21 protein-coding genes and 1 other RNA gene are annotated in these 23,787 nt (G+C 65.3%); 4 read left to right on the top strand and 18 right to left on the bottom strand.

What is annotated here, in order from left to right; translation table 11 throughout:
• Nucleotides 1-186 precede the first annotated feature (186 nt).
• From N551_RS0133920 to rsmH, 12 genes are all read right to left on the bottom strand, one after another.
• On the bottom strand, nt 187-1,173 hold the full coding sequence (locus N551_RS0133920; RefSeq protein WP_027570706.1) for a D-alanine--D-alanine ligase: 987 nt from the start codon (nt 1,171-1,173) through the stop codon (nt 187-189).
• A gap of 22 nt (nt 1,174-1,195) precedes the next feature.
• Complete coding sequence (murB, locus tag N551_RS0133915; RefSeq protein WP_027570705.1) at nt 1,196-2,116, bottom strand: UDP-N-acetylmuramate dehydrogenase; 921 nt, start codon at nt 2,114-2,116, stop codon at nt 1,196-1,198.
• 4 nt (nt 2,117-2,120) lie between these two features.
• Nucleotides 2,121-3,524: a UDP-N-acetylmuramate--L-alanine ligase gene (gene murC / locus N551_RS0133910; RefSeq protein WP_027570704.1), complete on the bottom strand. Its 1,404-nt coding sequence runs from the start codon at nt 3,522-3,524 to the stop codon at nt 2,121-2,123.
• 137 nt (nt 3,525-3,661) lie between these two features.
• On the bottom strand, nt 3,662-4,762 hold the full coding sequence (gene murG, locus N551_RS0133905; protein WP_027570703.1) for an undecaprenyldiphospho-muramoylpentapeptide beta-N-acetylglucosaminyltransferase: 1,101 nt from the start codon (nt 4,760-4,762) through the stop codon (nt 3,662-3,664).
• A 109-nt stretch (nt 4,763-4,871) separates the two neighbouring features.
• On the bottom strand, nt 4,872-6,023 hold the full coding sequence (gene ftsW / locus N551_RS0133900; protein ID WP_027570702.1) for a putative lipid II flippase FtsW: 1,152 nt from the start codon (nt 6,021-6,023) through the stop codon (nt 4,872-4,874).
• An 87-nt stretch (nt 6,024-6,110) separates the two neighbouring features.
• A complete protein-coding gene (murD, locus tag N551_RS0133895) occupies nt 6,111-7,511 on the bottom strand; it encodes a UDP-N-acetylmuramoyl-L-alanine--D-glutamate ligase (RefSeq protein ID WP_027570701.1) in 1,401 nt (466 codons plus the stop codon).
• Between the two features lie 7 nt (nt 7,512-7,518).
• A complete protein-coding gene (mraY, locus tag N551_RS0133890) occupies nt 7,519-8,622 on the bottom strand; it encodes a phospho-N-acetylmuramoyl-pentapeptide-transferase (RefSeq protein WP_027570700.1) in 1,104 nt (367 codons plus the stop codon).
• 163 nt (nt 8,623-8,785) lie between these two features.
• Complete coding sequence (gene murF / locus N551_RS0133885; RefSeq protein WP_027570699.1) at nt 8,786-10,165, bottom strand: UDP-N-acetylmuramoyl-tripeptide--D-alanyl-D-alanine ligase; 1,380 nt, start codon at nt 10,163-10,165, stop codon at nt 8,786-8,788.
• A complete protein-coding gene (locus N551_RS0133880) occupies nt 10,162-11,634 on the bottom strand; it encodes a UDP-N-acetylmuramoyl-L-alanyl-D-glutamate--2,6-diaminopimelate ligase (protein WP_027570698.1) in 1,473 nt (490 codons plus the stop codon). The genes murF and N551_RS0133880 overlap by 4 nt, the downstream gene beginning before the upstream one ends.
• Before the next feature lie 84 nt (nt 11,635-11,718).
• The gene (locus tag N551_RS0133875) at nt 11,719-13,473 is read right to left on the bottom strand and encodes a penicillin-binding protein 2 (RefSeq protein ID WP_027570697.1); all 1,755 of its coding nucleotides are present in this window, start codon (nt 13,471-13,473) and stop codon (nt 11,719-11,721) included.
• A complete protein-coding gene (locus N551_RS0133870; RefSeq protein WP_027570696.1) occupies nt 13,470-13,862 on the bottom strand; it encodes a hypothetical protein in 393 nt (130 codons plus the stop codon). The genes N551_RS0133875 and N551_RS0133870 overlap by 4 nt, the downstream gene beginning before the upstream one ends.
• Nucleotides 13,863-13,865: 3 nt before the next feature.
• Nucleotides 13,866-14,855, bottom strand: a complete 990-nt coding sequence (gene rsmH / locus N551_RS0133865; RefSeq protein ID WP_027570695.1) for a 16S rRNA (cytosine(1402)-N(4))-methyltransferase RsmH — start codon at nt 14,853-14,855, stop codon at nt 13,866-13,868.
• A gap of 523 nt (nt 14,856-15,378) precedes the next feature.
• Here rsmH and N551_RS0133860 point away from each other — a divergent pair.
• Nucleotides 15,379-16,161 (top strand): N-acetylmuramoyl-L-alanine amidase, encoded by a 783-nt coding sequence (locus N551_RS0133860; protein WP_035963407.1) that lies wholly within the window; start codon nt 15,379-15,381, stop codon nt 16,159-16,161.
• Nucleotides 16,162-16,283: 122 nt separating this feature from the next.
• Here N551_RS0133860 and N551_RS0133855 read toward each other — a convergent pair whose 3' ends face one another.
• Together N551_RS0133855 and N551_RS0133850 are read right to left on the bottom strand one after the other, a co-directional pair.
• Nucleotides 16,284-17,516, bottom strand: coding sequence for an RNA polymerase sigma factor (locus tag N551_RS0133855; protein WP_027570693.1), 1,233 nt, complete (start codon nt 17,514-17,516; stop codon nt 16,284-16,286).
• A 22-nt stretch (nt 17,517-17,538) separates the two neighbouring features.
• Nucleotides 17,539-17,892, bottom strand: coding sequence for a YciI family protein (locus tag N551_RS0133850; protein ID WP_007600836.1), 354 nt, complete (start codon nt 17,890-17,892; stop codon nt 17,539-17,541).
• A gap of 149 nt (nt 17,893-18,041) precedes the next feature.
• Here N551_RS0133850 and rnpB point away from each other — a divergent pair.
• An RNA gene (gene rnpB, locus N551_RS36725) (RNase P RNA component class A) lies at nt 18,042-18,472 on the top strand.
• Between the two features lie 114 nt (nt 18,473-18,586).
• Here rnpB and N551_RS0133845 read toward each other — a convergent pair.
• Both N551_RS0133845 and N551_RS0133840 read right to left on the bottom strand, forming a co-directional pair.
• Nucleotides 18,587-19,300 (bottom strand): alpha/beta fold hydrolase, encoded by a 714-nt coding sequence (locus tag N551_RS0133845; protein WP_027570692.1) that lies wholly within the window; start codon nt 19,298-19,300, stop codon nt 18,587-18,589.
• 72 nt (nt 19,301-19,372) lie between these two features.
• On the bottom strand, nt 19,373-19,837 hold the full coding sequence (locus N551_RS0133840; protein ID WP_081747981.1) for a DUF983 domain-containing protein: 465 nt from the start codon (nt 19,835-19,837) through the stop codon (nt 19,373-19,375).
• A 49-nt stretch (nt 19,838-19,886) separates the two neighbouring features.
• Between N551_RS0133840 and N551_RS0133835 the strand changes: the two genes are divergently transcribed.
• Nucleotides 19,887-21,257, top strand: a complete 1,371-nt coding sequence (locus tag N551_RS0133835; RefSeq protein ID WP_027570690.1) for a PLP-dependent aminotransferase family protein — start codon at nt 19,887-19,889, stop codon at nt 21,255-21,257.
• A 7-nt stretch (nt 21,258-21,264) separates the two neighbouring features.
• Here N551_RS0133835 and N551_RS0133830 read toward each other — a convergent pair whose 3' ends face one another.
• Complete coding sequence (locus N551_RS0133830; RefSeq protein ID WP_027570689.1) at nt 21,265-21,525, bottom strand: hypothetical protein; 261 nt, start codon at nt 21,523-21,525, stop codon at nt 21,265-21,267.
• 230 nt (nt 21,526-21,755) lie between these two features.
• On the opposite strand from N551_RS0133830, the gene N551_RS0133825 reads away from it, so the two are divergent.
• On the top strand, nt 21,756-22,499 hold the full coding sequence (locus N551_RS0133825) for a sulfite exporter TauE/SafE family protein (RefSeq protein ID WP_027570688.1): 744 nt from the start codon (nt 21,756-21,758) through the stop codon (nt 22,497-22,499).
• Here N551_RS0133825 and N551_RS0133820 read toward each other — a convergent pair.
• Nucleotides 22,496-23,764, bottom strand: coding sequence for an O-antigen ligase (locus N551_RS0133820; protein WP_027570687.1), 1,269 nt, complete (start codon nt 23,762-23,764; stop codon nt 22,496-22,498). The two genes, N551_RS0133825 and N551_RS0133820, sit on opposite strands and share 4 nt — an antisense overlap.
• Nucleotides 23,765-23,787: the final 23 nt, after the last annotated feature.

The raw sequence follows: 23,787 nt of genomic DNA, 5'->3' as shown, positions 1-23,787 counted from the left end.
CCAAAGCGTCATATGCGCCACCAGCGTTAACCTTCGGACGTCCTGGTAAACAAAAGGTAAAGTTCGTTAACGACGTGAGCTTTTTGCCCAGGCCTGTGAGGCATTTATGCCGCAATATCCGGCATTTTACCGGTTTTGGGTTCCAAAACCGGCCGTTTCGCCAGTTCGGCCGTTAACCAGTCCTAATTATTTTCGCACACCGGCCACGGCGAGCTCGACCAGGCCGCGCAGGAACTCGACGAACGCGATGCCCTCGGCCTTCAGCGCCTTGGGGTAGAGCGAGGACTTGGTCAGGCCGGGTAGCGTGTTGGTTTCGAGATAGACCAGCCCCTTGTCCGAGACGATGAAGTCCGAACGCGAATAGCCGGTACACGACATCGCCCGGTGCGCCAGCATCGCCTGCTGCTTCAGTGCGGCGGTGATCTCCGCCGTGAAGCGGCCTGGACAGATCTCCTGGGTCGACTTCAAAAGATATTTCGCCGCGTAGTCGAAACTGCCCTCGCCCGGGATGATCTCGATCGGCGGCAGCGAGATGATCGAGCCATCCGGCCGCTCCAGCACGCCGCAGGTCGCCTCGATGCCGGCGATGTAGGGCTCGATCACATACTCTTCGTGCTTCGCTGCATTGCGGACGGCGACCAGATCCTGCTTGGCGTTGACGAAGATCAGACCGTAGCTCGAGCCATCCCTGGCGGGCTTTGCAATCAGCCGGCCGTATTCGGCGAAGGCCTCGTCGATCTGGTCCAGCGCAATGTTGGCCGGCGGCGACACGCCGCCGAGCGCGGCGAAATGCTTGGCCGCGAACTTGTCGAACGCGAGATGCGAGGAGGCCGAGCCCGATCCGGTGAACGGCACGCCGCGCGCCTCGCACATCACCTGCAATTCGCCGTTCTCGGCACGACCGCCGTGCAGGCCGAGCACCAGCACGCGGTTCTCCGCCTTGGCCTGGTCGAGCGCCTGCTCCAACGGAATGCCTGACGTGCCCGGCTTGAACTCGTCCTCGAACGGGCGGGCATGTTCGAGCAGCTGTCTGGACTGCACGACATGCACCTTGTCCTCGACGTCCCACCACCAGAGATCGGCCTCGGGCAGCGCTTGATGCAGCGCCTGGGCTGAGGCGACCGAAACCAGACGTTCGCGGTTGGAGCCGCCGAAGAGGATGGTGATGCGCATGTTCTCTCGTCGCTTGTCCAAATTAGCCGGGAATTCCGATCCGCTTGATTTCCCAGTGTAGCTCAATTCCGGAATTCGTCTTCACCCGTTCACGAACGGTCTCGCCCAACATCTCGATGTCGTGCGCGGTGGCATTGCCCGTGTTGATCAGGAAATTGCAGTGCATCTCGGACACCTCCGCGCCGCCGACGCGCAGGCCGCGGCAGCCGGCGGCATCGACCAGCTTCCAGGCGGAATGGCCGGGCGGGTTCTTGAAGGTCGAGCCGCCGGTCTTTTCGCGGATCGGCTGCGCGGTCTCGCGATGGGTCTGCACTTCCGCCATGCGCGCGCGGATCGCGTCGGCATCCCTGATCTCGCCACGGAAACGCGCAAAGGTGAAGATGATGGAGGGATCGACGCCGCAGTTGCGGTAGACGAACTTCATGTCGGCATTGGAGAAGACGTGCTTCTTGCCGTCGCGCCCGACGCCTCGCGCCTCGATCAACACGTCCCTGGTCTCGCCGCCATTGGCGCCCGCGTTCATGCGAAGCGCGCCGCCGATCGTGCCGGGAATGCCGAAGTAGAATTCGAGCCCCCCGATGTTCGCGCCCGCGGCGACTTCCGCCACGCGCTTGTCGAGCGCTGCTGCGCCTGCGGTGACGACATCGCCGCTCGCGCTCGCCTCGCCAAAGGCGCGCGGCGCCAGACGGACCACCACGCCCGCAATGCCGCCGTCGCGCACGATCAGGTTGGAGCCGACACCGACGACATAGACGGGAATGTCGCTTGCGAGATGCGCGAGGAAATAAGCGAGATCGTCCTCGTCCGCCGGCGTGAACAGCACCTGCGCGGGCCCCCCGACGCGAAACCAGGTGAGCTCGGCGAGCGACTGGTTCGCCAGCAACCGGCCGCGAAGATCCGGCATCGCGGCTTGGAGGTCGGGTGTGATGTCGGGGAAGCTCACTGCCCTACCCCAGCGCCTTCAACTCATCCGGCAAGGCATACGCCCATTGCGTGATGTTGCCGGCGCCCAGGCACACGACGAGATCGCCCGACTTCGCCACGCCCTTGACGATGCCGGCGAGATCGGACGCCGCCGGCAGCGGGATCACTTCGCGGTGGCCGTGGGCGCGCAGGCCGGCGGCGAAATGGTCGCGGTCGATACCCTCGATCGGCGTCTCGCCTGCGGCATAGACCTCGGCGACGATCACCGCATCGGCATCGTTGAAACAGGTGCAGAATTCCTCGAACAGCGACTGCAGGCGGGTATAGCGATGCGGCTGCACGACCGCGACGATCTTGCCGCTGGTGGATTCCCGCGCCGCTTTCAGCACCGCCGCGATCTCGACCGGATGATGGCCGTAATCGTCGATGACGGTGACACCATTCCACTCGCCGGTCTTGGTGAAGCGGCGCTTGACGCCGCCGAAGCCGGCGATCGCCTTGCGGATCGCCTCGTCCGAGATGCCGAGCTCGCGCGCGACCGCAATCGCGGCCGTCGCGTTGGAGGCATTGTGGCGCCCCGGCATCGGCAGCATGAGATCGGCAATCTCGTGCACGGCGCCCGTCTTGCGATCGCGGAACGCAACCTTGAACTTCGATCCGCCGCCCGTCGGGGCCAGGTCGACGAAGCGCACATCGGCCTGCGGATTCTCGCCATAGGTGATGATGCGCCGATCCTCGATCTTGCCGACAAGAGTCTGCACCACGGGATGATCGATGCACATCACGGCGAAGCCATAGAACGGCAGGTTCTCGACGAAGTTTCGGAACGCGTCTTGCACCGCCTCGAAGGTCTTGAAGTGATCGAGGTGCTCGGGATCGACATTGGTGACGATCGCGACTTCGGTCGGCAGCTTCAGGAACGTGCCGTCGCTCTCGTCGGCTTCGACCACCATCCAGTCACCCGCACCGAGACGCGCATTCGAGCCATAGGCGTTGATGATGCCCCCGTTGATGACGGTGGGATCGAGGCCGCCGGCGTCGAGCAGCGTCGCGACCATCGTAGTCGTGGTGGTCTTGCCGTGGGTGCCGGCGATGGCGACGCAGCTCTTCAGCCGCATCAGCTCGGCCAGCATCTCGGCGCGGCGCACCACCGGGATACGCCGTTCGCGCGCCGCCGTCAGTTCCGGATTGTCACGCTTGATCGCGGTGGAGACCACGACGACGTCGGCGCCGTCGACGTTCTCCGCCTTGTGGCCGACCGAGACTTTCGCGCCGTTCTTGCGCAGACGGTCGAGATTGTAATTGTCGGAGGCGTCCGAGCCCTGCACGGAATAGCCGAGATTGAGCAGCACCTCGGCGATGCCGCTCATGCCGATCCCGCCGATCCCGACGAAGTGGATGGGTCCGATCTCGCGCGGCAGTCTCATGGCGTATCCCGCAGTTCCCTCGTCATGCCCGGGCTTGTCCCGGGCATCCACGAATCCTTACCACTTCTTGCAAGACGTGGATGGCCGGGACAAGCCCGGCCATGACGGCAAAAGTAGGAATTCTGGCTGATTTCGCGTCAGATTCCCGCGATTTTGGCCACCAGATCGGCCAGCCGCTCCGCTGCGTCGAGCCGGCCGGCGCCACGGGCGGCCTGCGCCATGGCGGCAAGACGCGCGGGCTCGGCGGCGAAGGCGGAGATCTCGGCGGCGAGGCGATCGGAGGAAAACTCGGTTTGCGGAATGCGGATCGCACCGTCGACCTTGGCCAGCACGCCGGCATTGGCGAACTGGTCCTGGTCGATCGCACCCGGCAGCGGCACCAGGATCGAGGGCCGCCCGATCGCGGCGAGCTCGGCCACGGTGCCGGCGCCTGAGCGCGACACCACCAGATGGTTGGAGGCGAGCCGCGCGGGCAGATCGGTGAAAAACGGCGCAAGCTCGGCCTTGATCTTCAGCCTGTCGTAGACCGCACGCACGCGCGCCATGTCCTCGTCGCGCACCTGCTGGGTAAGGACGAGCCGGCTCCACAGCGCGGGCTCGAGGCGCTCGATCGCGCCCGGCACGATGTCGGCCATGATGCGCGCGCCCTGGCTGCCGCCGACGACGAGCAGGCGCAGCGGGCCATTCATTTCAGGCGCAGCATAGGGCACGCCGGCTGCGGCGAGGATCGCCGGACGCATCGGCGTGCCGACCGTCGTGGTCTTGCCCGATAGCGCCGGATCGCGGTCGAGCACGCCGGGCAATGACGTCGCGATGGCGCGGACGCGGCTCGACAGAAACCGGTTGGCGCGGCCGAGCACGGCATTGGCGTCATGGATGATGCCGGGCACGCCCGCGAATTTTGCCGCGACCAGCGGCGGCAGCGTCGGATAACCGCCAAAGCCGACGACGGCGACCGGCTTCAATCGCTTGATCAGGCTGTAGGCGGACAACGTGCCGGCTGCGAGCGTCAGGCCGGCATAGGCGAGCTGCAGCGGATTGCGGCCACGCGCAGTCTCGCTCGAGACGACGTCGATCATGTCCTTGGTGAACAGGCCGCTGTAGCGCAGCGCGCGCTCGTCCGTGACAAGGCGGACGCGGAAGCCGCGCCGGATCAACTCGACGCCGAGCGCCTCGGCCGGAAACAGATGGCCGCCGGTGCCGCCCGCGGCGAGAAGAATCAGGGGAGAGGTGTCCATGGGCACGAGTTTTACAGTGTCTCCCACGTCATTGCGAGCGAAGCGAAGCAATCCAGACTGCCACCGCGGAGGGATTCTGGATTGCTTCGCTGCTCGCAGTGACGAAAAACTACGCGTAGCTGCGCATCGCCTCGGCGTGGCCGCTCGCCTCGACTTCGGTGCGCGGACGCAGCCGCGTCAGCGCCAGCATCATGCCGACACCATAGGCCAGCGACACGATCGAGGAACCGCCATAGGAGATGAAGGGCAGCGTCATGCCCTTGGCCGGGATGAGCTGGAGATTGACCGACATGTTGATCGCGGCCTGCACGCCGAACAGGATCGCAAGACCCGAGGCCGCGAAGCGCGAGAACATGTCCTCGTTGGCATAGGCGCGCGACAGCGTGCGGATGACGACGAAAGCAAACAGGGCCAGCATCGCGAGGCACAGGATGATGCCGAACTCTTCGGCGGCAACCGCGAACACGAAATCGGTGTGGCTGTCCGGCAAGCTGCGCTTGGCAATGCCCTCGCCCGGTCCGAGCCCGAACCAGCCGCCATTGTAGAAGGCCTCCATGGCGGTATCGACCTGGAAGGTGTCACCAGAGGCCGGATTCATGAAGCGCTTGATGCGACCAGCGACGTGCGGAACAAAAAGATAGGCGCTGAACAATCCGGCGGCGCCGAGGCCGGCGAGCCCGAACACCCAGATCATCCGCATCCCCGCGATGAAGAACAGCGAGCCCCACACCATCAGGATCAGCATGGTCTGGCCGAAGTCGGGCTCCATGACGAGAAGCGAGACCAGCATCAGGAGCAGCGCGAGCGCCATCGAGGTCGCCGGCATCTCCGGCCGCTTGGTCGATTCCGCGAACAGCCAGGCGGCGATGACGACGAACGACGGCTTTGCGATTTCGGAGGCCTGGATGTTGACGCCGAGTAGCGTGATCCAGCGCCGCGAGCCCTTCACCTCAGGACCGATCGCGAGCGTCAGCACGATCAGGACGATGCTGGCCGCGAAGATGATCAGCGCCGAGCGACGGATCGCCCGCGGCGACAGAAAGGACACCCCGAGCAGCACCAGGCCGGACGGCGCCAGGAACATCACGTGGCGGCTGAAAAAATGGAAGGGATCGAGCCCGATGCGGGTCGCAACCGGCGGGCTCGCTGCCAGCGACAGGATCACGCCGGTCAGCATCAGCGCCAGGATGGCTCCCATCAGCGGCTTGTCGACGGTCCACCACCACTCGGAAAAGGGGGTGCGTTCTTCACGGGAGAGCATGGCGGCCGCTTTCGGACAGAGGTCGGTCCATTGGTCGCCGAGGTTGGTTACCGGGAGGTTAAGAAATCGCGGATGATTGGAATTGCCTCACACCACCGGCTTCACACCCGGCAGCGCCTGCACCAGCTCGCGGAACCTGGTGCCGCGAATTTCGAAATTGCGGTACTGGTCGAAGGAGGCGCAGGCGGGTGACAGCAAGACGACCGCGTCGGTGATGCCCGACGCCTCCGCATCGCGTGCGGCTTGCTCGACCGCGACGTCGAGGGTCTGGCTGATCTCGTGCGGCACCTGCGTGCCGAGCGTGCCGGAAAACTCCTGCGCGGCCTCGCCGATCAGATAGGCTTTTCGGATGCGCGGGAAGTAGCCGGTGAGGCCAGTTATTCCGCCGGCCTTCGGCTTGCCGCCCGCGATCCAGAAGATGTCCGAAAAGGACGACAGTGCATGCGCGGTGGCGTCCGCATTGGTGCCCTTGGAATCGTTGACGAACAGCACGTTGCCGCGGCGGCCGACCTGCTCCATGCGATGCGCAAGGCCGGGAAAGCTGCGCAGGCCGTTCTGAAGCATATCGAGGCCGATGCCCATCGCGAGCGCGGCGGCTGCCGCGCACGCCGCGTTCTGCGCATTGTGCAGGCCACGCAGAGAACCGATGCCGCCGAGCGCCGCGATTTCACTGCGTGCGCCGCCGGAATTGCGCACGATATTGCCATGCTCGACATGGATGCCGCTGGCCAGCGGATTTTTGACGGAGATGCGCACCACATTCTTGCCGGCACGGTCGAGCCGGTCGGCGATGTCGCGACAAAAACCGTCGTCGACGCCGACGATCGCGGTACCGCCAGCCTGCACGCCGGCAACGAGGCGTTCCTTCACCGCAGCGTAATGCACGATGGTGCCGTGACGATCGATGTGGTCCTCGCTGACATTGAGCAGAATGCCGACGGAGGGATCGAGCGAGGGCGTGAGGTCGATCTGGTAGGACGACATCTCGATGACGTGGACGCGCCCCATGCCCGGCGGCTCCAGCGACAGGATCGCGGTGCCGATATTGCCGCCCATCTGGGTGTCGTATCCGGCGACCTTGGTCAGATGCGCGATCAAAGCCGTCGTTGTCGACTTGCCGTTGGTGCCGGTGATGGCGACGAACGGCGCATCCGGCGCGTGCCGGCGCCGCTCGCGGCAGAACAGCTCGATGTCGCCGATCACCTCGATAGCTGCCTCGCGCGCCTTCAACACGCTCCAATGCGGCACCGGGTGGGTCAGGGGAACGCCGGGCGCGAGCACCAGCGCGGCGAAATTGGCCCAGGAGACGTTGCGCAAATCAGCCGTGATGAAGCCGGCTTGCGCCGCCTTGGCGACGTTCTCGGCATTGTCGTCGGCGGCGATCACCTCGGCGCCGCCCGCTTTCAAGGCATGGCAGGACGCGAGCCCCGAGCCGCCGAGGCCGAATACCGCGACCGTCTTGCCGGCAAAGGACGTGACGGGGATCATCGACCGATCACCGCAGCTTCAGCGTGGACAGGCCGGCCAGCGCCAGCATCACCGAGATGATCCAGAAACGGATCACGATCTGCGGCTCGGTCCAGCCGAGCTGCTCGAAATGGTGATGGATCGGCGCCATCCGGAAGATGCGCTTTCCCGTCATCTTGAACGACACCACCTGCACGATGACGGAGACCGCCTCCAGCACGAACAGGCCACCGATCACCGCGAGCACGATCTCGTGCTTCACCGCGACCGCGATCGCACCCAGCATGCCGCCGAGCGCGAGCGAGCCGGTGTCGCCCATGAAGATCGAGGCCGGCGGCGCGTTGAACCAGAGGAAGCCGAGACCGGCGCCCAGCAGCGCGCCGCAGAGCACGGCGAGCTCGCCGGTTCCGGCGACATATTTGATCTGGAGATAATCGGCGAACACCGCGTTGCCGGCGAGATAGGCGATCATCGCAAAGCTCGCGGTCGCGATCATCACGGGCACGATGGCAAGACCGTCGAGACCGTCGGTCAGGTTCACCGCATTGCCGGCGCCGACGATGACGAAGGCGCCGAACCCGACGAAGAACCAGCCGAAATGCAGCACGGTGTCCTTCAGGAAAGGAATCGTCAGCGCGGTCGACGCAGGATCGCGGTTCAGCCGCACCAGCGCGTAGCAGGCAACCAGCGCAATCGCCGCCTCGATCAGCAGGCGAAGCTTGCTGCCGAACCCGGTCGTGGTCTGCTTGGTCACCTTGAGATAATCGTCATAGAAGCCCACGAAGCCGAAGCCGAGCGTCACCGCCAGCACGATCCAGACGTAAGGGTTGAGCGGATTGGCCCACAGCACCGTGCCCACCGTGAGCCCGGACAGGATCATCAGCCCGCCCATGGTGGGCGTGCCTTTCTTGGCGAGATGCGATTGCGGACCGTCGGCCCGGATCGGCTGGCCCTTGCCTTGCCGGATGCGCAGATGGTCGATGATCCAGGGGCCGAACAGGAACACGAACAGCGCGCCGGTGACGACGGCGCCGCCGGTGCGGAAGGTGATGTAGCGGAAGACGTTCAGGAAGGTGCGAACGGCACCGAAGCCCGGAAATGTGTTGGAGAGCTCGATCAGCCAGTAAAACATTCAGACGGTCCTATGGCGCCTTTGCACGCGCCTTGATCTTGGCCTTATCAACCTGTCTCACGCGCATTCGCTGGTCTTCATCCTGGGGTCGGGCGACCTCTAAGAAAACGAACGGCTTCGCGCCGGAAAGGGTGGGATTCGGGAACAGCGCCTTCCAAGCAGTTTACGCCCTTGCCTGCAAGGCGGCCACTAGGCCCGGCACAAACTTGTTGACCCAGAACATCTTCTTGCTGCCCTTGACAACCACGACATCGCCTGCCCTCAGCAGATTTGCGACCTCGCCCGGCTTCAGCGTGACGGGGTCGTCGTGCCAGCCGAGACCCTTGCCGGCTGGAAGCACTTCGAACAGGTGACGCATCAGGGGCCCGACGCAATAGACGCCGTCGATGCCGTCGAGATGCCTGGCGAGGTCGGTGTGATAGCCGGGCGCACCATCGCCCAGCTCCAGCATGTCGCCCAGCACGGCAATGCGGCGGCCGCCGGTCGTGTTGCGCGCCTGCAGGCTTTGCAGCGCGGCAGCCACGCTGGCCGGATTGCCGTTGAAGCTGTCGTCGATCACGGTGACGCCGCCGACCGCTTGCTCGACGCCACGGCCGGTCATGATGCCGACGCGGTCGAGCTTGATCGCAAGCGTCGCCGCATCGAGGTTCGCCGCACGGATCGATGCGAGCGCGGCGAGCGCATTCTGAACGCGGTGCGGCGCGCCCGGCGTCAGGCTGAACGCAATCTCCTTCTTACCAAGCGCGGCCACGACCTGCCAGCTGTCGCCGTGCGGCGCGTGCGCGACCTCGTGCACCTCGGCTTTGTCGCCGAAGCGTATGACCTTGCCCTTCCAGTCCGGCGCCTTGATCCCGGCGGGCAGCACCAGCACGCCTTCCGCGGGCAGGCCGAGTGCAATCGATACCTTCTCGCGGCGGATGGCTTCGAGCGAACCGAGCTTCTCCAGATGCACCGGCTGGACGTTGACGACCAGCGCGACCGTCGGCCGCGTCAGTTCGCTGAGCCGCGCGATTTCGCCGGTCTGGTTCATGCCCATCTCGACGACCCAGAGACTGGCATCGGGCCGCGCATTGCACAGCGTCAGCGGCACGCCCCAGAAATTGTTGAAGCTCGACGGGCTGGCATAGGCATTGGGGTAGGCCGCGAGGAATTCCTTGGTGCTGGTCTTGCCCGCGCTGCCGGTGAGCCCGATCACCGGCCCGTTGAAGCGCGCGCGTGCCGCGCGCGCTAGACCCCAGAGACCGTCGATCAGCGTGTCCTTGACGACGATCTGGGGAATGCGGACGCCCGCGATCTCGTGCGGCACGATCATCGCGACCGCGCCCGAGGCTTCCGCCTTGTCCGCGAACTCCCAACCGTCACGCGCGCTGGCGAAGGCCGAGATGAAGCCGCCGCTCGGGGTGCCGCTCAGCGCCACGAACAGGCTGCCCGGTTTCACCAGCCGGCTGTCCTGGGTGACGAAGTCGATCGGCGTGTCCGGGAACGATCCGGCAGCGCCCAGCGCGCGCGCCACTTCGGCCACCGTCCATATGGGCGCGCTCATGTAATCCTCGACGCTAATGCGGCGGCGACCGCCTCGTGATCACTGAAGGGCAAAACCTCTCCGCCGACGATCTGCCCGGTCTCGTGGCCCTTGCCGGCGATGAGCAGCGCATCGCCATCTTCCAATTCCGCGATCGCGGTGCGGATCGCAACGGCGCGGTCGCCGATTTCGCGGGCACCCTTGGCGGCAGCGAGGATTTCGGCGCGAATGGATTCCGGCTTCTCGCTTCGCGGATTGTCGTCGGTGACGATGATGCCGTCGGCATTGCCAGCCGCGATCTCGCCCATGATCGGACGCTTGCCGGCATCGCGGTCGCCACCGGCGCCGAACACGACGACCAGCCTGCGCCTGGCGTAGGGACGCAGCGCCTGCAGCGCCTTGGCCAGCGCGTCGGGCTTATGCGCATAGTCGACGAAGATCGGCGCACCGTTGCGCTCGCCGACGCGCTCCAACCGGCCTTTGGCGCCTTCGAGATGTTCGAGGCTCGCGAACACATTTGCGGCGTCGCTGCCGGTGCCGATGGCGAGGCCGGCCGACACCAGCGCATTCTCGATCTGGAATTCGCCGACCAGCGGCAGCCGGATCGCATATTGCTTGCCGCGATGTTCGAGCGCGAGCATTTGCGAAAACCCTTCGACCTCCGCACCGGCGAGACGAATGCCCTCGCCCGCCCCGTCGCCGTTGCGACCGACCGCCATCACGCGCAAGCCGCGCGATGTCGCAGCACTGATTGCCTCCGCCGAGCAATCATGATCGGCGGAGATCACGGCCGCGCCCCCCGGCGGGACCAGTTCGCGAAACAGCCTGAGCTTGGCCGCAAGATAATGCGCGACGGTCGGATGATAATCCATGTGGTCGCGCGAGAGATTGGTGAAGCCGCCGGCCGAGACGCGCACGCCGTCGAGGCGATACTGGTCGAGCCCGTGCGAGGAGGCCTCGAAGGCGAGATGCGTGACGCCCTCGCGCGCGATCTCGTCGAGCTGCCGGTGCAGCGCGACCGGGTCGGGCGTCGTCAGCGAGCCGTAGACGGTACGCTTCGGCGAGACCAGGCCGATGGTTCCGATGCTGGCGGAGGCGTGCCCGAGCCGCTCCCAGATCTGCCGGGTGAAAGCGGCGACCGAGGTCTTGCCGCTGGTGCCGGTCACCGCGGCAATTGTCGCGGGCTGAGCGGGGTAGAATCTTGCCGCGGCCAGCGCCAGCGCGCGGCGCGAATTGGCAACCGTAATGAACGGCACCTTGCAGCCATCAGGCGCATGGTCGCCGACAACCGCCACCGCGCCTGCGGCAATCGCGGCATCGATGAAGCGCGCACCGTCGGTCTTGCTGCCCGCAAGTGCGAAGAAGAGATCGCCTGGCTTGACCGCGCGGCTGTCGAGGGCAACGCCGCTCACGTCGAGCGCCGCGACCGCGGGCTCGATTGCGGCGTCATTGCCCTGAACGTCCTGATCGAGGAGGTCGCGCAGCTTCATGGTCTTCCAGTCGACATGCCGGACCGGATCGCCGAATCTTCAGGGAAATCCCGACTCAGCAGCGGCAACGGCCCACCCGGTTGATTACTGGGTTGTCCTGGATGCTGCAAGAATAAGGCGCTCGGACGGCGGCAGGTCGAACCGCGGCTCGACGCCCAGAAGCGGCGCGATCCGCTCGATCACCTTGCCGCCGGTCGGCACCGCGTTCCAGCCCGAGGTGATGAAACCCTTCGTTTCGGGAATCGCCTGGGGCTCGTCCAGCATGATCAGGATCTGATATTTCGGATCGTCGCAGGGCATGATCGCGGTGAAGGAGTTGAGCACGCGCTTTTTGGCATAGCGGCCGTTGATGACCTTCTCGGACGTGCCGGTCTTGCCGCCGACATAGTAACCCTTGACGTCGGCGGTCTTGGCGGTGCCGATTTCGGCATTGAGCCGCATCAGGAACCGCATCTTGTCGCTGGTCTCCGTCTTGATGACGCGCTTGGCCATGGACGCCGCTTCGGACTCGGTGCGCTTCATGAAGGTCGGCGGAATCAGATAGCCGCCGTTCACCAGCGCGTTGATGCCCATCACCGCCTGCAGCGGCGCCACCGACATGCCCTGGCCGAATGCGATGGTCACCGTATTCAGCTCGCCCCAGCGGCGCGGTATCAGCGGAGCCGCGCTTTCCGGCAGTTCGGTGCGCAGCCGCGTCAACTGGCCCATTTTGGCGAGGAACGCCTTGTGCGCCTCGACGCCCTGCCCGAGCGCGATCCGCGCGGCGCCGATGTTGGACGAGAAGGTGAACACTTCCTTGGTATTGATGAAACGTCCGAGCGCGTGGCTGTCATGGATGGTGAACTTGCCGTAGTGCAGGTTTCCCCGTGCATCCCACATCGAGTTCAGGTTGATCTTGCCGGAATCGAGCGCCATCGCCAGCGTGAACGCCTTGAACGTCGAGCCCATCTCGTAGACGCCGGTAGTCAGGCGATTGATGCGGTCGGGGTCGTGCGCTTCCTTCGGATTGTTGGGATCGAAGTCCGGCAGGGAGACCATCGCCACGATCTCGCCGGTCTTGACGTTGGAGACGATGCCGGAGGCGGCCTTGGTGTGGTATTTCTCCTTGGCCTTCAGAAGTTCGTCCCGCAGTGCGTGCTCGACGCGCAGATCGACCGAGAGCTCGATCGGCTTTTGCAGCCGGTCGGTGGCAAAGCCCGCGCGGTGGAGATCGGCGAGCCCTTGATTGTCGAGCCACTTCTCCATGCCGGCGATGCCCTGGTTGTCGATGTTGACCAGACCGATGAGGTGGGCGACCTCGTTGCCGGTCGGATAGACGCGCTTGTTCTCGCGCAGGAAGCCGATGCCGGGAATGCCGAGCTTGTGGATGTCCTGCTGCTGCTTCGCCGTAATCTCGCGCTTGAGCCAGACGAAGCCCTTGCGCGTCTTCAGGCGCTCGCGCACTTCGGCCTCGTCGAGGTCGGGCACGGTGGCGGTCAGAAGTTCGATTGCCTCGTCCTTGTCGATGATGCGGCGCGGCTCGCCGAACAGGCTCGACGCCTTGACGTCGGTCGCGAGGATCGCGCCGTTGCGATCGACGATGTCGGGCCGCGCGGTCGCGACCACCTCCTGCGCCGCGGCGCGACGCGCGCCGTGGGCGTCGGCGCCGATCGCGAACATCACGAGCCGGCCGCCGATCAGGGCGTAGACCGCGCCAAAGGCGAGCATCGCCAGGCCGACGCGCGCCCGCGCCTTGGCCGCGCGATCGACGTTGCGCCCGTACAGCAGGCTGCGGATCAACCGTTGGCGCCAAGGCTCGGTCGGCTTTTCTGTGGGTTTGGCCGGGGTCACAGCACTCATGGCTTGTCCTCGGGCTGAGGCACGGAGCCCGTCACATTATCGGGATCGCTCGCGGCTTCGATGGTGTTGAGCATGGCGCCGATCGGATCCGGCTCGCCCGGCCTGAACATCCGTGGCGGACGCTCGGGCAAATTCTTCAGTGAGTCATACTGCGTGCCGTTGACCGGCTTGAGCTGCAGATGCCGGTCGGACAGGCCTTGCAGGCGCAGGGGCGCATCGAGCTTGGCCCATTCGGAGCGCAGCGCCGCAATCGCATCGCGCTGCTCGCGGATCTCCGCATGCAAACGCAATACCTTTTCGGTGCGCGCCGTGGAGTCCATCTTGATCCGGTAGACATGAGCCGCCGCGAAGATCAGCGCGCCGATGACGAGGAGGTGGATGAAGCGCATGCGCTAGCCACCTCTCATGACGTCGGAGAGTTTTGGCCAGGACGATTGCTCGCGATCGTCCTGCGCAGGCGCCGAGGTGCGCTCGGCCGCGCGCAGTTTTGCCGACCGGGCGCGCGGGTTATGCGCGACTTCGTCCTCGCCTGCGACCACCGGCCGCCGCGTCAGCAGCTGAAAGCTCGGCACCGCCTGAGACACTTCCGGCAGATGGCGTGAGCCGCCACCCGTCTTGCTACGCTCAGCGAAGAAATTCTTGACGATGCGGTCTTCCAGCGAATGGAACGAGACGACCACGAGACGACCACCGGGCTTGAGCACACGCTCGGCAGCGATGAGCGCGCTCTGGAGTTCCTCGAGCTCTTCGTTGACGAAGATGCGCAGGGCCTGGAACGTCCGCGTCGCCGGGTGAATATCGCCAGGCTTGGAACGAACCACCCTGCCGACGAGATCGGCGAGCGCGCGCGTGGTCGTGAACGGCGTCTCCTGACGGTCCGCGACGATGGCGCGGGCAATCCGGCGCGACTGCCGCTCTTCGCCGAGGAGATAAACGATGTCGGCGAGATCGCCTTCCGACGCGCGCGCGACGATGTCGGCCGCAGTCGGGCCTGCCTGCCCCATCCGCATGTCGAGCGGACCATCGAGGCGGAACGAGAAGCCACGGCCGCCCTGGTCGAGTTGCATCGAGGACACCCCGACGTCCATCACGACGCCGTTGACGCCTGCGAGGCCTTGCGCCGCACAGACATCGGCGAGGTTGGAGAAACGATCTTCAACGAGGGTCAGCCTGCCTGCGGAGCGTTCGACCAGGTCGGCGCCGCCCTCGATCGCAGTACGGTCGCGATCAATGGCGATCACTCGGGTTCCCGGCACGTCGAGAATCGCGCGGCTGTAGCCGCCGGCACCAAAGGTCGCGTCGATATAAAGGCCGCCTTCGCGTGGGGCGAGGTGGTCGATGGCCTCGCGGCCAAGAACGGGGATGTGCGGAACCGAGCTCATGCACCAAGCCTGCCGATCGCCCCGCCGGACTCCCAAGTGAGATCGGGGACGAACAAGCTCATAACGCCTCGAATGATTCCGCGTCGCGGCGGTTCCACGACCCAACCCCCGTCCAACATAGTTACCGAGCCCGGTCGTCCCGGGCCACCAACCCAGTATTCCCCTTGGAATTTGTCGGGCAGCCATGGGATTTCGAGCCAAAATACGCTTTGGCCGCCTCCGGACGCGGGTCGGCTCTTCATCCCTCAGTAACGGCCCTTAGCGTTAAGAAAGCGTTGATCGGCTCGCGACAAGTCGAAAAGCTGACGCGGCGGTGATGCTTCATCCACACACATGCGCCAAAATGCATCCGTTAACCTCGTCGCGCGGTTGCGCACGGTGGAGGGTAAAGGAATAGTAAAGAGAAGGGCTTGGCCCACTCTCTGTCTGTCTCGAGCTGTTTATGTCGTCCGGTTCGTCCACGCCGTCTGGATCTGATTCGAAGCGTCAACGTGTTCTCCCGGTTCCCAAGGCCGCCGCGAACATGCGGACGTTCGAGCCGGATTCCTCGATCGTCTCCGACATCATCCCCTCACCGAACCATGGCGACCGTAACAAGGGCCGGCAGCCCGACATGATCGTGCTGCATTACACCGGCATGCCCGACGTCGAAGGTGCGCTGGCGCGGCTCTGCTCGGCGGGCACCGAGGTGTCGGCACATTATGTCGTGCTGGAAGACGGCCGCATCGTGCAATGCGTGCCCGAGGCCAGGCGCGCCTGGCATGCCGGCGTGTCCGCCTGGGCCGGCGAGGACGACATCAATTCCTGCTCGATCGGGATCGAGATCGTCAATCGCGGCCACGACTGGGGTTATCCGGAGTTTCCGCTGCGCCAGATCGCCGCCGTGATCGCGCTGTGCCGCGGCATCATGCTTCGCCGCAAGGTGCCCGCGCACCGGGTGCTCGGCCACTCCGACGTGGCGCCCGCGCGCAAGAAGGATCCCGGCGAAAAATTTCCGTGGCATTCGCTGGCCAATTCCGGCGTCGGCCATTGGGTCACGCCCGCGCCGGTCGTGCGCGGCGAGAGCCTGATGCTCGGCACCATCAGCGACGAGGTGCTGAGCCTGCAGCAGGCGCTCGCCAGATACGGCTACGGCGTTCCCCTCACCGGCAAATACGACGCCGCGACCATGGAAGTCGTCACCGCGTTCCAGCGCCATTTCCGCCCGGCGCGACTGGATGGGGTCGCGGATCACTCGACGCTGTCGACCTTGCAGGCGCTGTTGGGGAGTCTCCCTCAGGAGACAACGGCCGTCGCGACGAAGTGACGACGACTGCCACACACCCCGTCATTGCGAGCAAAGCGAAGCAATCCAGGCTGCCTCCGCAGAAGCAGTCTGGATTGCTTCGTCGCAAGTGCTCCCCGCAATGACGGAGTATGAGGCAGCAACTACTCCATCTCCCTCATCCTTCGCGCATAAAGTCGTCGCAGCGGCTTCAACTGCGTCGCCTCCGTCGCAGCGCGATAGGCCTCGCGCGCCTCCTCATTCCGGCCGAGCCGCCGCAATAGATCGGCCCGCACCGCCGGCAACAGCTCGTAGCCACGAAGCCCGCCGCGCGCAGTAGTCGCATCCACGAGATCGAGCGCACGTGCCGGCCCATCGACCATCGACACCGCCGCCGCATGGTTGAGCTCGATCACCGGCGACGGGTTGATGCGCAATAGTACTTCGTAGAGCCCGGCAATCTGCGGCCAGTCTGTCTGCTCATAGCTCGGTGCGCGCGCATGCAGCGCGGCGATCGCGGCTTGGACTGCATAGGGCTGCGGCCGGCCGGGCACGCGCAGTGCGTCGTCCACCAGACGGAGACCCTCCTCGATCTGTGCATGGTCCCACCGCGAACGATCCTGCTCTTCCAGCAGCACGATGTCGCCGGCGGCGGTCTGGCGCCCTGCGCGGCGCGCATCGTGCAGCAGCATCAGCGCCAGCAGGCCCTTGATCCCCGCGCGATCGGGTAACAGCCGGTCGAGCAAGCGGCCAAGCCGGATCGCCTCGGCCGCAAGATCGGGCCGCATCAAATCCGCACCTGACGTCGCCACATAGCCTTCGGTGAAGACCAGATAGATCACGGCAAGCACACCCTCGAGCCGCGGCACCAGCGTGTCGCGCTCGGGAACCTCATAGGGAATGCCGGCGAGCCGGATCTTCTGCTTGGCGCGGACGAGACGCTGCCCCATCGCCTCCTCAGTGACGAGGAAGGCGCGCGCAACCTGCGCCGTGGAGAGCCCGCAGACGGTGCGCAGCGTCAGCGCGACCTGGACTTCGGGCGCAAACGCCGGATGGCAGCAGGTGAAGATCAGCCGCAGCATGTCGTCGTCGACCATCGCCGGCGGCTCGACGGGCGCCTGCGCGTTCAGCTCGAGCTCGTGCACGAGCGCCTGCTCCTTGCCGCGGAAAACGGCCTGGCGCCTGATACGGTCGATCGCCTTGTGCCTGGCGACATTGACCAGCCAGGCACGCGCATTGTCGGGGACCTCGCACGCCGGCCAGCGCTCCAGTGCCACCGCAAAGGCGTCCTGGAGCGCGTCCTCGGCAAGATCGAAATCGCCGACGAGGCGGATCAGCGTGGCCAGCGCCCGCCCCGCCTCGTCGCGGAAGATCTTGTCGATCTCGGACAATGTCATATGTCGATGCGCGACTGCGCCTTCACTTGTCGTAGACCCAGATCGGCCGCACCTCGATCGAGCCGATGCGCGCCGACGGAATCCGCGACGCGATCTCGATCGCGGTATCGAGATCCTTGGCCTCCACGAGGTAATAGCCGCCGAGCTGCTCGCGCGTTTCGGCAAACGGGCCGTCGGTCGTCAGCGTCTTGCCATCGCGCACGCGCACGGTCGTCGCGGTCGTGGTCGGCTGCAGCCGGTCGCCGGCCTTGAAATTGCCGCTCTGGATGATGCCTTGCGTGAAGGTCTGATATTCCGCCGTCATCTGCTGGCCGGCCGCCGGACGCATATTCGCGTACTCGGCTTCGTTCTGGTAGATCATCAGCAAATATTGCATCGCTTAACTCCTGTTGCACGGCTGGATCGCCGACATCCAGTCGAACGGGACACGCACCCAACGACATCTTCAGGATAAATTATTTCGGGCGAACCGTGCATGGCGTTATCGGCTTGCGGAACCGACACAAATGCTTCATGCGTAAGCCGTCAGTCGGCCGGACGGCCGCTCCGGCAAGTGCCGAAAGGCCGCCGGGGAGGAAAGTCCGGGCTCCCTTGACATACGGTGCCGGATAACGTCCGGCGGGGGCGACCCCAGGGAAAGTGCCACAGAGAACGAACCGCCCGCCGTAGCAGCGCAAGCTGCGCAGGCAGGTAAGGGTGAAAAGGTGCGGTAAGAGCGCACCGCGGCTGCGGCAACGGAGCCGGCATGGTAAACCCCACCGGGAGCAAAACCGAATAGGGACGGCGTAGCGGGCTGTTCGCGAAAGCGATAACGCCGCGGGGCGATGTCAGGCCCGCCGTCCGGGTAGGTTGCTCGAGGCCCTGTGCAAACATGGTCCCAGAGGAATGGCCGTCACGTATCGTTCGCGCAAGCGGACGGTGCCTTACAGAACCCGGCTTACAGGCCGGCTGATATTCTAAAGCGTTTTCGAGCGAAGTGGTTTTCCGGTTCGCGTGAAGAAAACGTGTCTTACCAAGAAGTGACGAGGGGCTCGGTGTTAATGCATCGGGCCCCTCACCATTTTGGCTCTCTATCCGACGATCTTCTCCAGGACCGCCATCAACGCCTCCGGCGCCGTGACATTCGATGCATGGCTCGCGTCGAGTTCGAAAGTGCGCCAGCCATCCTCGCTCTTGGTGCGCTTCGCAAACTGCCCGAACACGTCGCCCGGCGGAATGCGCGTGCAATAGATGTAGCTGCGCGGCATCACCGGCTCGCCATGTTCGAGCTTCAGCTTCGTCTCGAAACATTTCATCGGCATGTTGATCCGGCGCGCATTGAGCCAGTCGAGATCGGCCTGCGGCGTGTCCGGCGGCGGCGGGTTCGGCGGGATGCGGTAGCCGTCGCCTGAGCTTGCAGCCTTGCGCATCGGCTCGCGCCCGCCCTCATGGAGATCGAACAGCGATTGGCCGTCACGCGGCACGAAGGCGTCGAGGTAGATCAATTGCGTCACCCGCTCGCGCGCGCGATCGGCGACGCCGGTGGCGACCATGCCGCCATAGCTGTGGCCGAGCAGCACGATGTCCTCGAGGTCCTCGAACCTGATGACATTGAGAATGTCCTGGATATGCGTATCGAGATCGATCGCGGGACTGGCCAGATGCGCGCGCTCGCCGAGGCCGGTATAGGTCGGCGCAATCAGGCGATGCCCGGCCTGCGCCATCAGCGGATGCATCTTCTTCCAGGCCCACCCGCCGGACCACGCGCCGTGACAAAGCAGGAAGGTTTTTGAGCGTGCGGCCATCGGCGTTTCCATCGTTCTTGTTTGTACGATGGAGTGTAGCGGCCGGTCTCGCGATGTAAACGCTACGGCCCCTTAAGCCGCGCGCGTGTTCACCTTGACGAAAACGGGTGCACCCTGACCAGCTTCGCGCCGCAGCTTGCCCGCCTCAAAACCGTGCATGCCGATCTGCCATTGCAGCCCGACGATGGCGCCCTTGGTCGGCTGCAGCAGCGCAAGCGAAGCGAACAAGGTCACCGGCAGCCACACCGCCAGTTGCAGCCAGACGGCCGGCGCATAGGCGGTCTCGACCGCGAGGATTGCCGGCACCACGAGATGGCCGACCACGACCATCACGAGATAGGCCGGGAAATCGTCGGCGCGCTGGTGAAACAGCTCCTCGCCGCAATGGTCGCAGGTATCCGCCACCTTCAGGAAACGGCCGAACGCGTGCCCCTCGCCGCAGTTGGGGCATTTGCCCAAGAAACCGCGCCACATCGCTTTCGTGAGAGAGACTGAAACGGTCGCCATGACCCCACCTCTTCCTTTTCTACGATCCATACAATAATATCTTGCATCCATACATTCAAAGGATATAGGCCTTAATTGCATGGATTGGACCCCTACAATCTCGGAGCTGAGCGGGCCGCGCTATCAGCGCATCGTCGAGGCCATGGAGGCCGACATCGCCGCCGGCCGGCTGGTGCGCGGCCAACAATTGCCGACGCAGCGGGCGCTGGCAAAGGCGCTCGGCATCGACCTCACCACGGTGACGCGCGCCTACACCGAGGCGCGGCGCCGCGGCATCATGGAGGCCCGGGTCGGCCAGGGCTCGTTCGTGTCGGAGACCAGCGCGCGCCGCGCGGTCGATCTGCCGCATCCCGTCGCGATCGACCTCTCGATGAACGTGCCGCCGCAACCTCTCGAAGCGCAGCTCGACGAGCGCATCATCGCCGGGATGGAAGCCATCCGCGCGCAATCGGGCCTGACGGCGCATCTCAACTACCAGCCGCCCGGCGGCAGCGCACACGAGCGCGAGGTCGCCGCGCGATGGATGCGCGCACGCGTGCCGCATGCGCATGCCGATAGGCTCATGATCTTTCCCGGCGCGCAGACGATCCTGTTCAACCTGCTCGCCCACTTCGCCCGGCCCGGCGACGTGGTGCTGACGGAGGCGCTCACCTTTCCCGGCATCAAGGCCGCCGCGGCGCGGCTCGGCGTCAAGCTCGTCGGCGTCGCCATGGACGACGGCGGCATCCTGCCCGACGCGCTGGCAAAGGCCTGTCGCACGCATAAGCCGAAAGCGGTCTATCTCATTCCGACGCTGCACAATCCGACCACTGCGACGCTTCTCCCCGAGCGCCGCAGCGCCATCGCAAGGATCATCAACGATTCCGATACGATTCTGATCGAGGACGACGCCTACGGGCTGCTCGATCGGTCGGCATCGCCGATCGCCAATCTCATTCCGGATCGGACATATCTCGCGACCACGCTGTCGAAATGCATCGCGCCCGCGCTGCGGGTCGCCTATCTGGTGACGCCCGACAGCAGCTCGCAGCGGGAGATGCGCAACTCTTTGCAGGCGACGGTGCAGATGCCGGCGCCGCTGATGGTCGCGCTGGTGACGCATTGGATCAAGACCGGCATCGCCGACCGCATCATCACCGCGATCAGGAGCGAGGCCGTCGGCCGGCAGCAGCTCGTGCAACGCGCGCTCAAAGGCTTCGAGTTCCAGGCCAAGTCCGCCGCTCACCATCTATGGCTGCGGCTGCCGGAGGACCGTCCCGACGTCGCGGCACATCTGCTGCGGAATGGACTGGCAGTCGTCGCCGGCGAGGCCTTCACCGTCGACGGGACCGCGCCACACGCGGCACGCGTTTCGCTAGGCGCGGCGCGCAACAGGGCGGAATTGACGGAGGCGCTGCGCATCCTGGTCGGCGCGCTGCACAGGCCCGCCGACACCAGACAGATCGTCTAGCAACAGCCTATTGATGCTGGCGGCGATGCCGCGAGCGCACGACCGGCGCGACGGGGGACGGATAGGCCGCATAGGCTTCGCTCGGCGCGAGGGACTCGCCGCGGGCCCCGCGCGCGGCGGGCGTGAGCTGGCCGCCATTCAGAACGTCGCGGTCCGGATGAGCAGCCTGATAGGCCGCAGGCTCGGAAAACTGGGCCTGCGCCATTGTCGGCATCAAGGCCGCCGCCGCCACTAGCGCGGCCGCGACGGCAATCTTCGTGCGGGTCATCGTCCTTCTCCATACGCTTATTCGGGAAATCACCGATCGAACCGCATGATGGCGTCGAGCGGCCCCCCAGGTTGAAGTACGAGCATCATCTAGGCCTGTCTTTCGCGAACGCCCGCCGCTGGGGATCACGCTTGCGTGCGGTTTTGAAATTGACCTGCACGGCCGCAGCTGTGCTATGCGAGCGACGGCGATCAACAGTTCGGGATCGCACAGGCGACAGGGACAATCTGTTGGAAATACTCACCTACGCGCTGCTGCTGCTCGGCGCACTGGCCGGGGGCTTCGTCTCGGGCCTTGCCGGATTCGGCACGGCGCTGATGGCACTCGGCATCTGGCTCTACGTGCTGCCGCCCTCGCTCGCGGTGCCGCTGGTGCTGATCTGCTCGGTGATCGCGCAGAGCTCGACGCTGCCCTCGATGTGGAAAAGTTTTGATCTCTCGCTGGTCTGGCCGTTCCTGATTGGAGGACTGATCGGCGTGCCGCTGGGCACCATGCTGGTCGCCTCCGCCGATCCGAAAGTGTTCAAGCTGAGCGTCGGCGTGCTGATCCTGGTGTTTTCAACCGCTCTCTATCTGAACAAGCAGCCGCTCGCCGTCACCTTCGGCGGCCGCATTGCCGACGGCGCGATCGGCCTTGCCGGCGGCGTATTAGGTGGCCTTGCCGGACTGTCGGGGCCGCTTCCGATCCTGTGGGCCAACATCCGCGGCTGGAACAAGCACGAGCGGCGCGGCATCTTCCAGCTGTTCAATTTCACCGTGCTGGCCGCCGCTTTGGTGTTGCAGACGGCCTCGGGCCTCGTCGCGTTCAAGGTGATCTGGCTCGCGGTGATCGCATTTCCGGGCACGCTGATCGGCGCATGGGCCGGCGCGCGCGTCTACCACGCATTGAGCGACAAGCATTTTGGCGATGTCGTGCTCGGGCTGTTGTTCCTGTCGGGCCTGGGCCTGGTCTGGAACAGTTTGGGCACGCACTAGCTCCGTATCGTCTTCGCGGCGAGCGCCATGCCGCCGGCAACGCCGACTCCAAGCACGTAGATCCAGCCCTCGGCGAAATCGAACAGATGCGAGTTGAGCAGCGAGGACAGCATGTTCTGCACCACGACCAGGAGGCCGACCCAGCAAGCCAGCCCCTCGCCGCGAAACAGCGAGAGGTGCGCGAACCAGAGCGCGTAGAGGACCACGACGCCCAACGCGCCCCATTGCACGGCGACATTGAGCGTCTGGTTGTGGGGATCACCGACGATTTCCGCCCGAACCCCGCTCTCGCCGACAGCCGCGCGCGCGAACAGGCCGCGGATCGCGCCGGTGCCGTGACCGAGCAGCGGCGCGTCCGCGGTGAATGCCAGCGATTTGCGCCAGAACTCCAGTCGCGATCCCATGCCGCTGACGTCGTTGCCGACGATGCTGACCTCGTAGTCTCCGCTGAATTTGGCGACGGTCGTGCGCAGATGCGGCGAGGCGCTCCACAACGTCAAGGCCAACAGCCCCATCGCACCGACGGCGAGCAGCGCGGTGCGGCGGCGCAAATGCAAGAGCGCGAAGACCACGATCAGGATCGGCAGCGTCACCAGCGCCGTGCGCGAGACCACGACGAACATCATGTTGGCGAGGAATCCAATCGCGAGCGCCACGAACAGCGCCGCGCTACGGTAGCGGCCTCGTCGTAGCAGCGACACGGTGGGATAAACCAGCGCGATCGCACAGAGCGCGAATTCCTGGCTCTGGTCGATATAATTGCGCACCGCGATCCCGCTTTCGACCTTGTAAGGCCCGCGCGACAGATAGAGTTTCAGCGACAGTGCGGGATCGGCGGCGACGGCAAAGGAATAGAGCATCAGCGCCGTGCAGGACACCAGGAACGCGGAAAACACCCAGTTGCCATAGGGCCAGCGCTCGAACTGGTAGATCAGGAGCGGAATCACCAGCAGCTTCGCTGCCGGGCCGATCGCATGGATTCGGTCCGGCCACGGCGCATCCGACCAGAGCGTGCCGATGGCGGCGAGTGCGACCAGCGCAATCGGCAGCAGGCACATCGGCCGAAGCAGCGAACGCGGAAATTCGCGAAGGTCGAGGAACGCGAACGCGATCAGCCAGGGAATGAGCGCGAAAATGAGCCCGGTCGTGGTCCATGGCAACAGCAACGCGATCAGCGCGACGAAGCGGGCTGGCGTGCGATAGCGTGCCGCCCAGATCGCGGAGAGCCAGGAATTGGGCCGCTGCTCGTACAACACTCCGGTCATTTGGCCCCTGCAGGCGATCCCCA

It is taken from the genome of Bradyrhizobium sp. URHA0013, from assembly GCF_000518345.1.
Taxonomy (GTDB): domain Bacteria; phylum Pseudomonadota; class Alphaproteobacteria; order Rhizobiales; family Xanthobacteraceae; genus Bradyrhizobium.
Note: the sequence above shows the minus strand (reverse complement) of the source record. Positions and strands in the feature narration are given on the sequence as shown.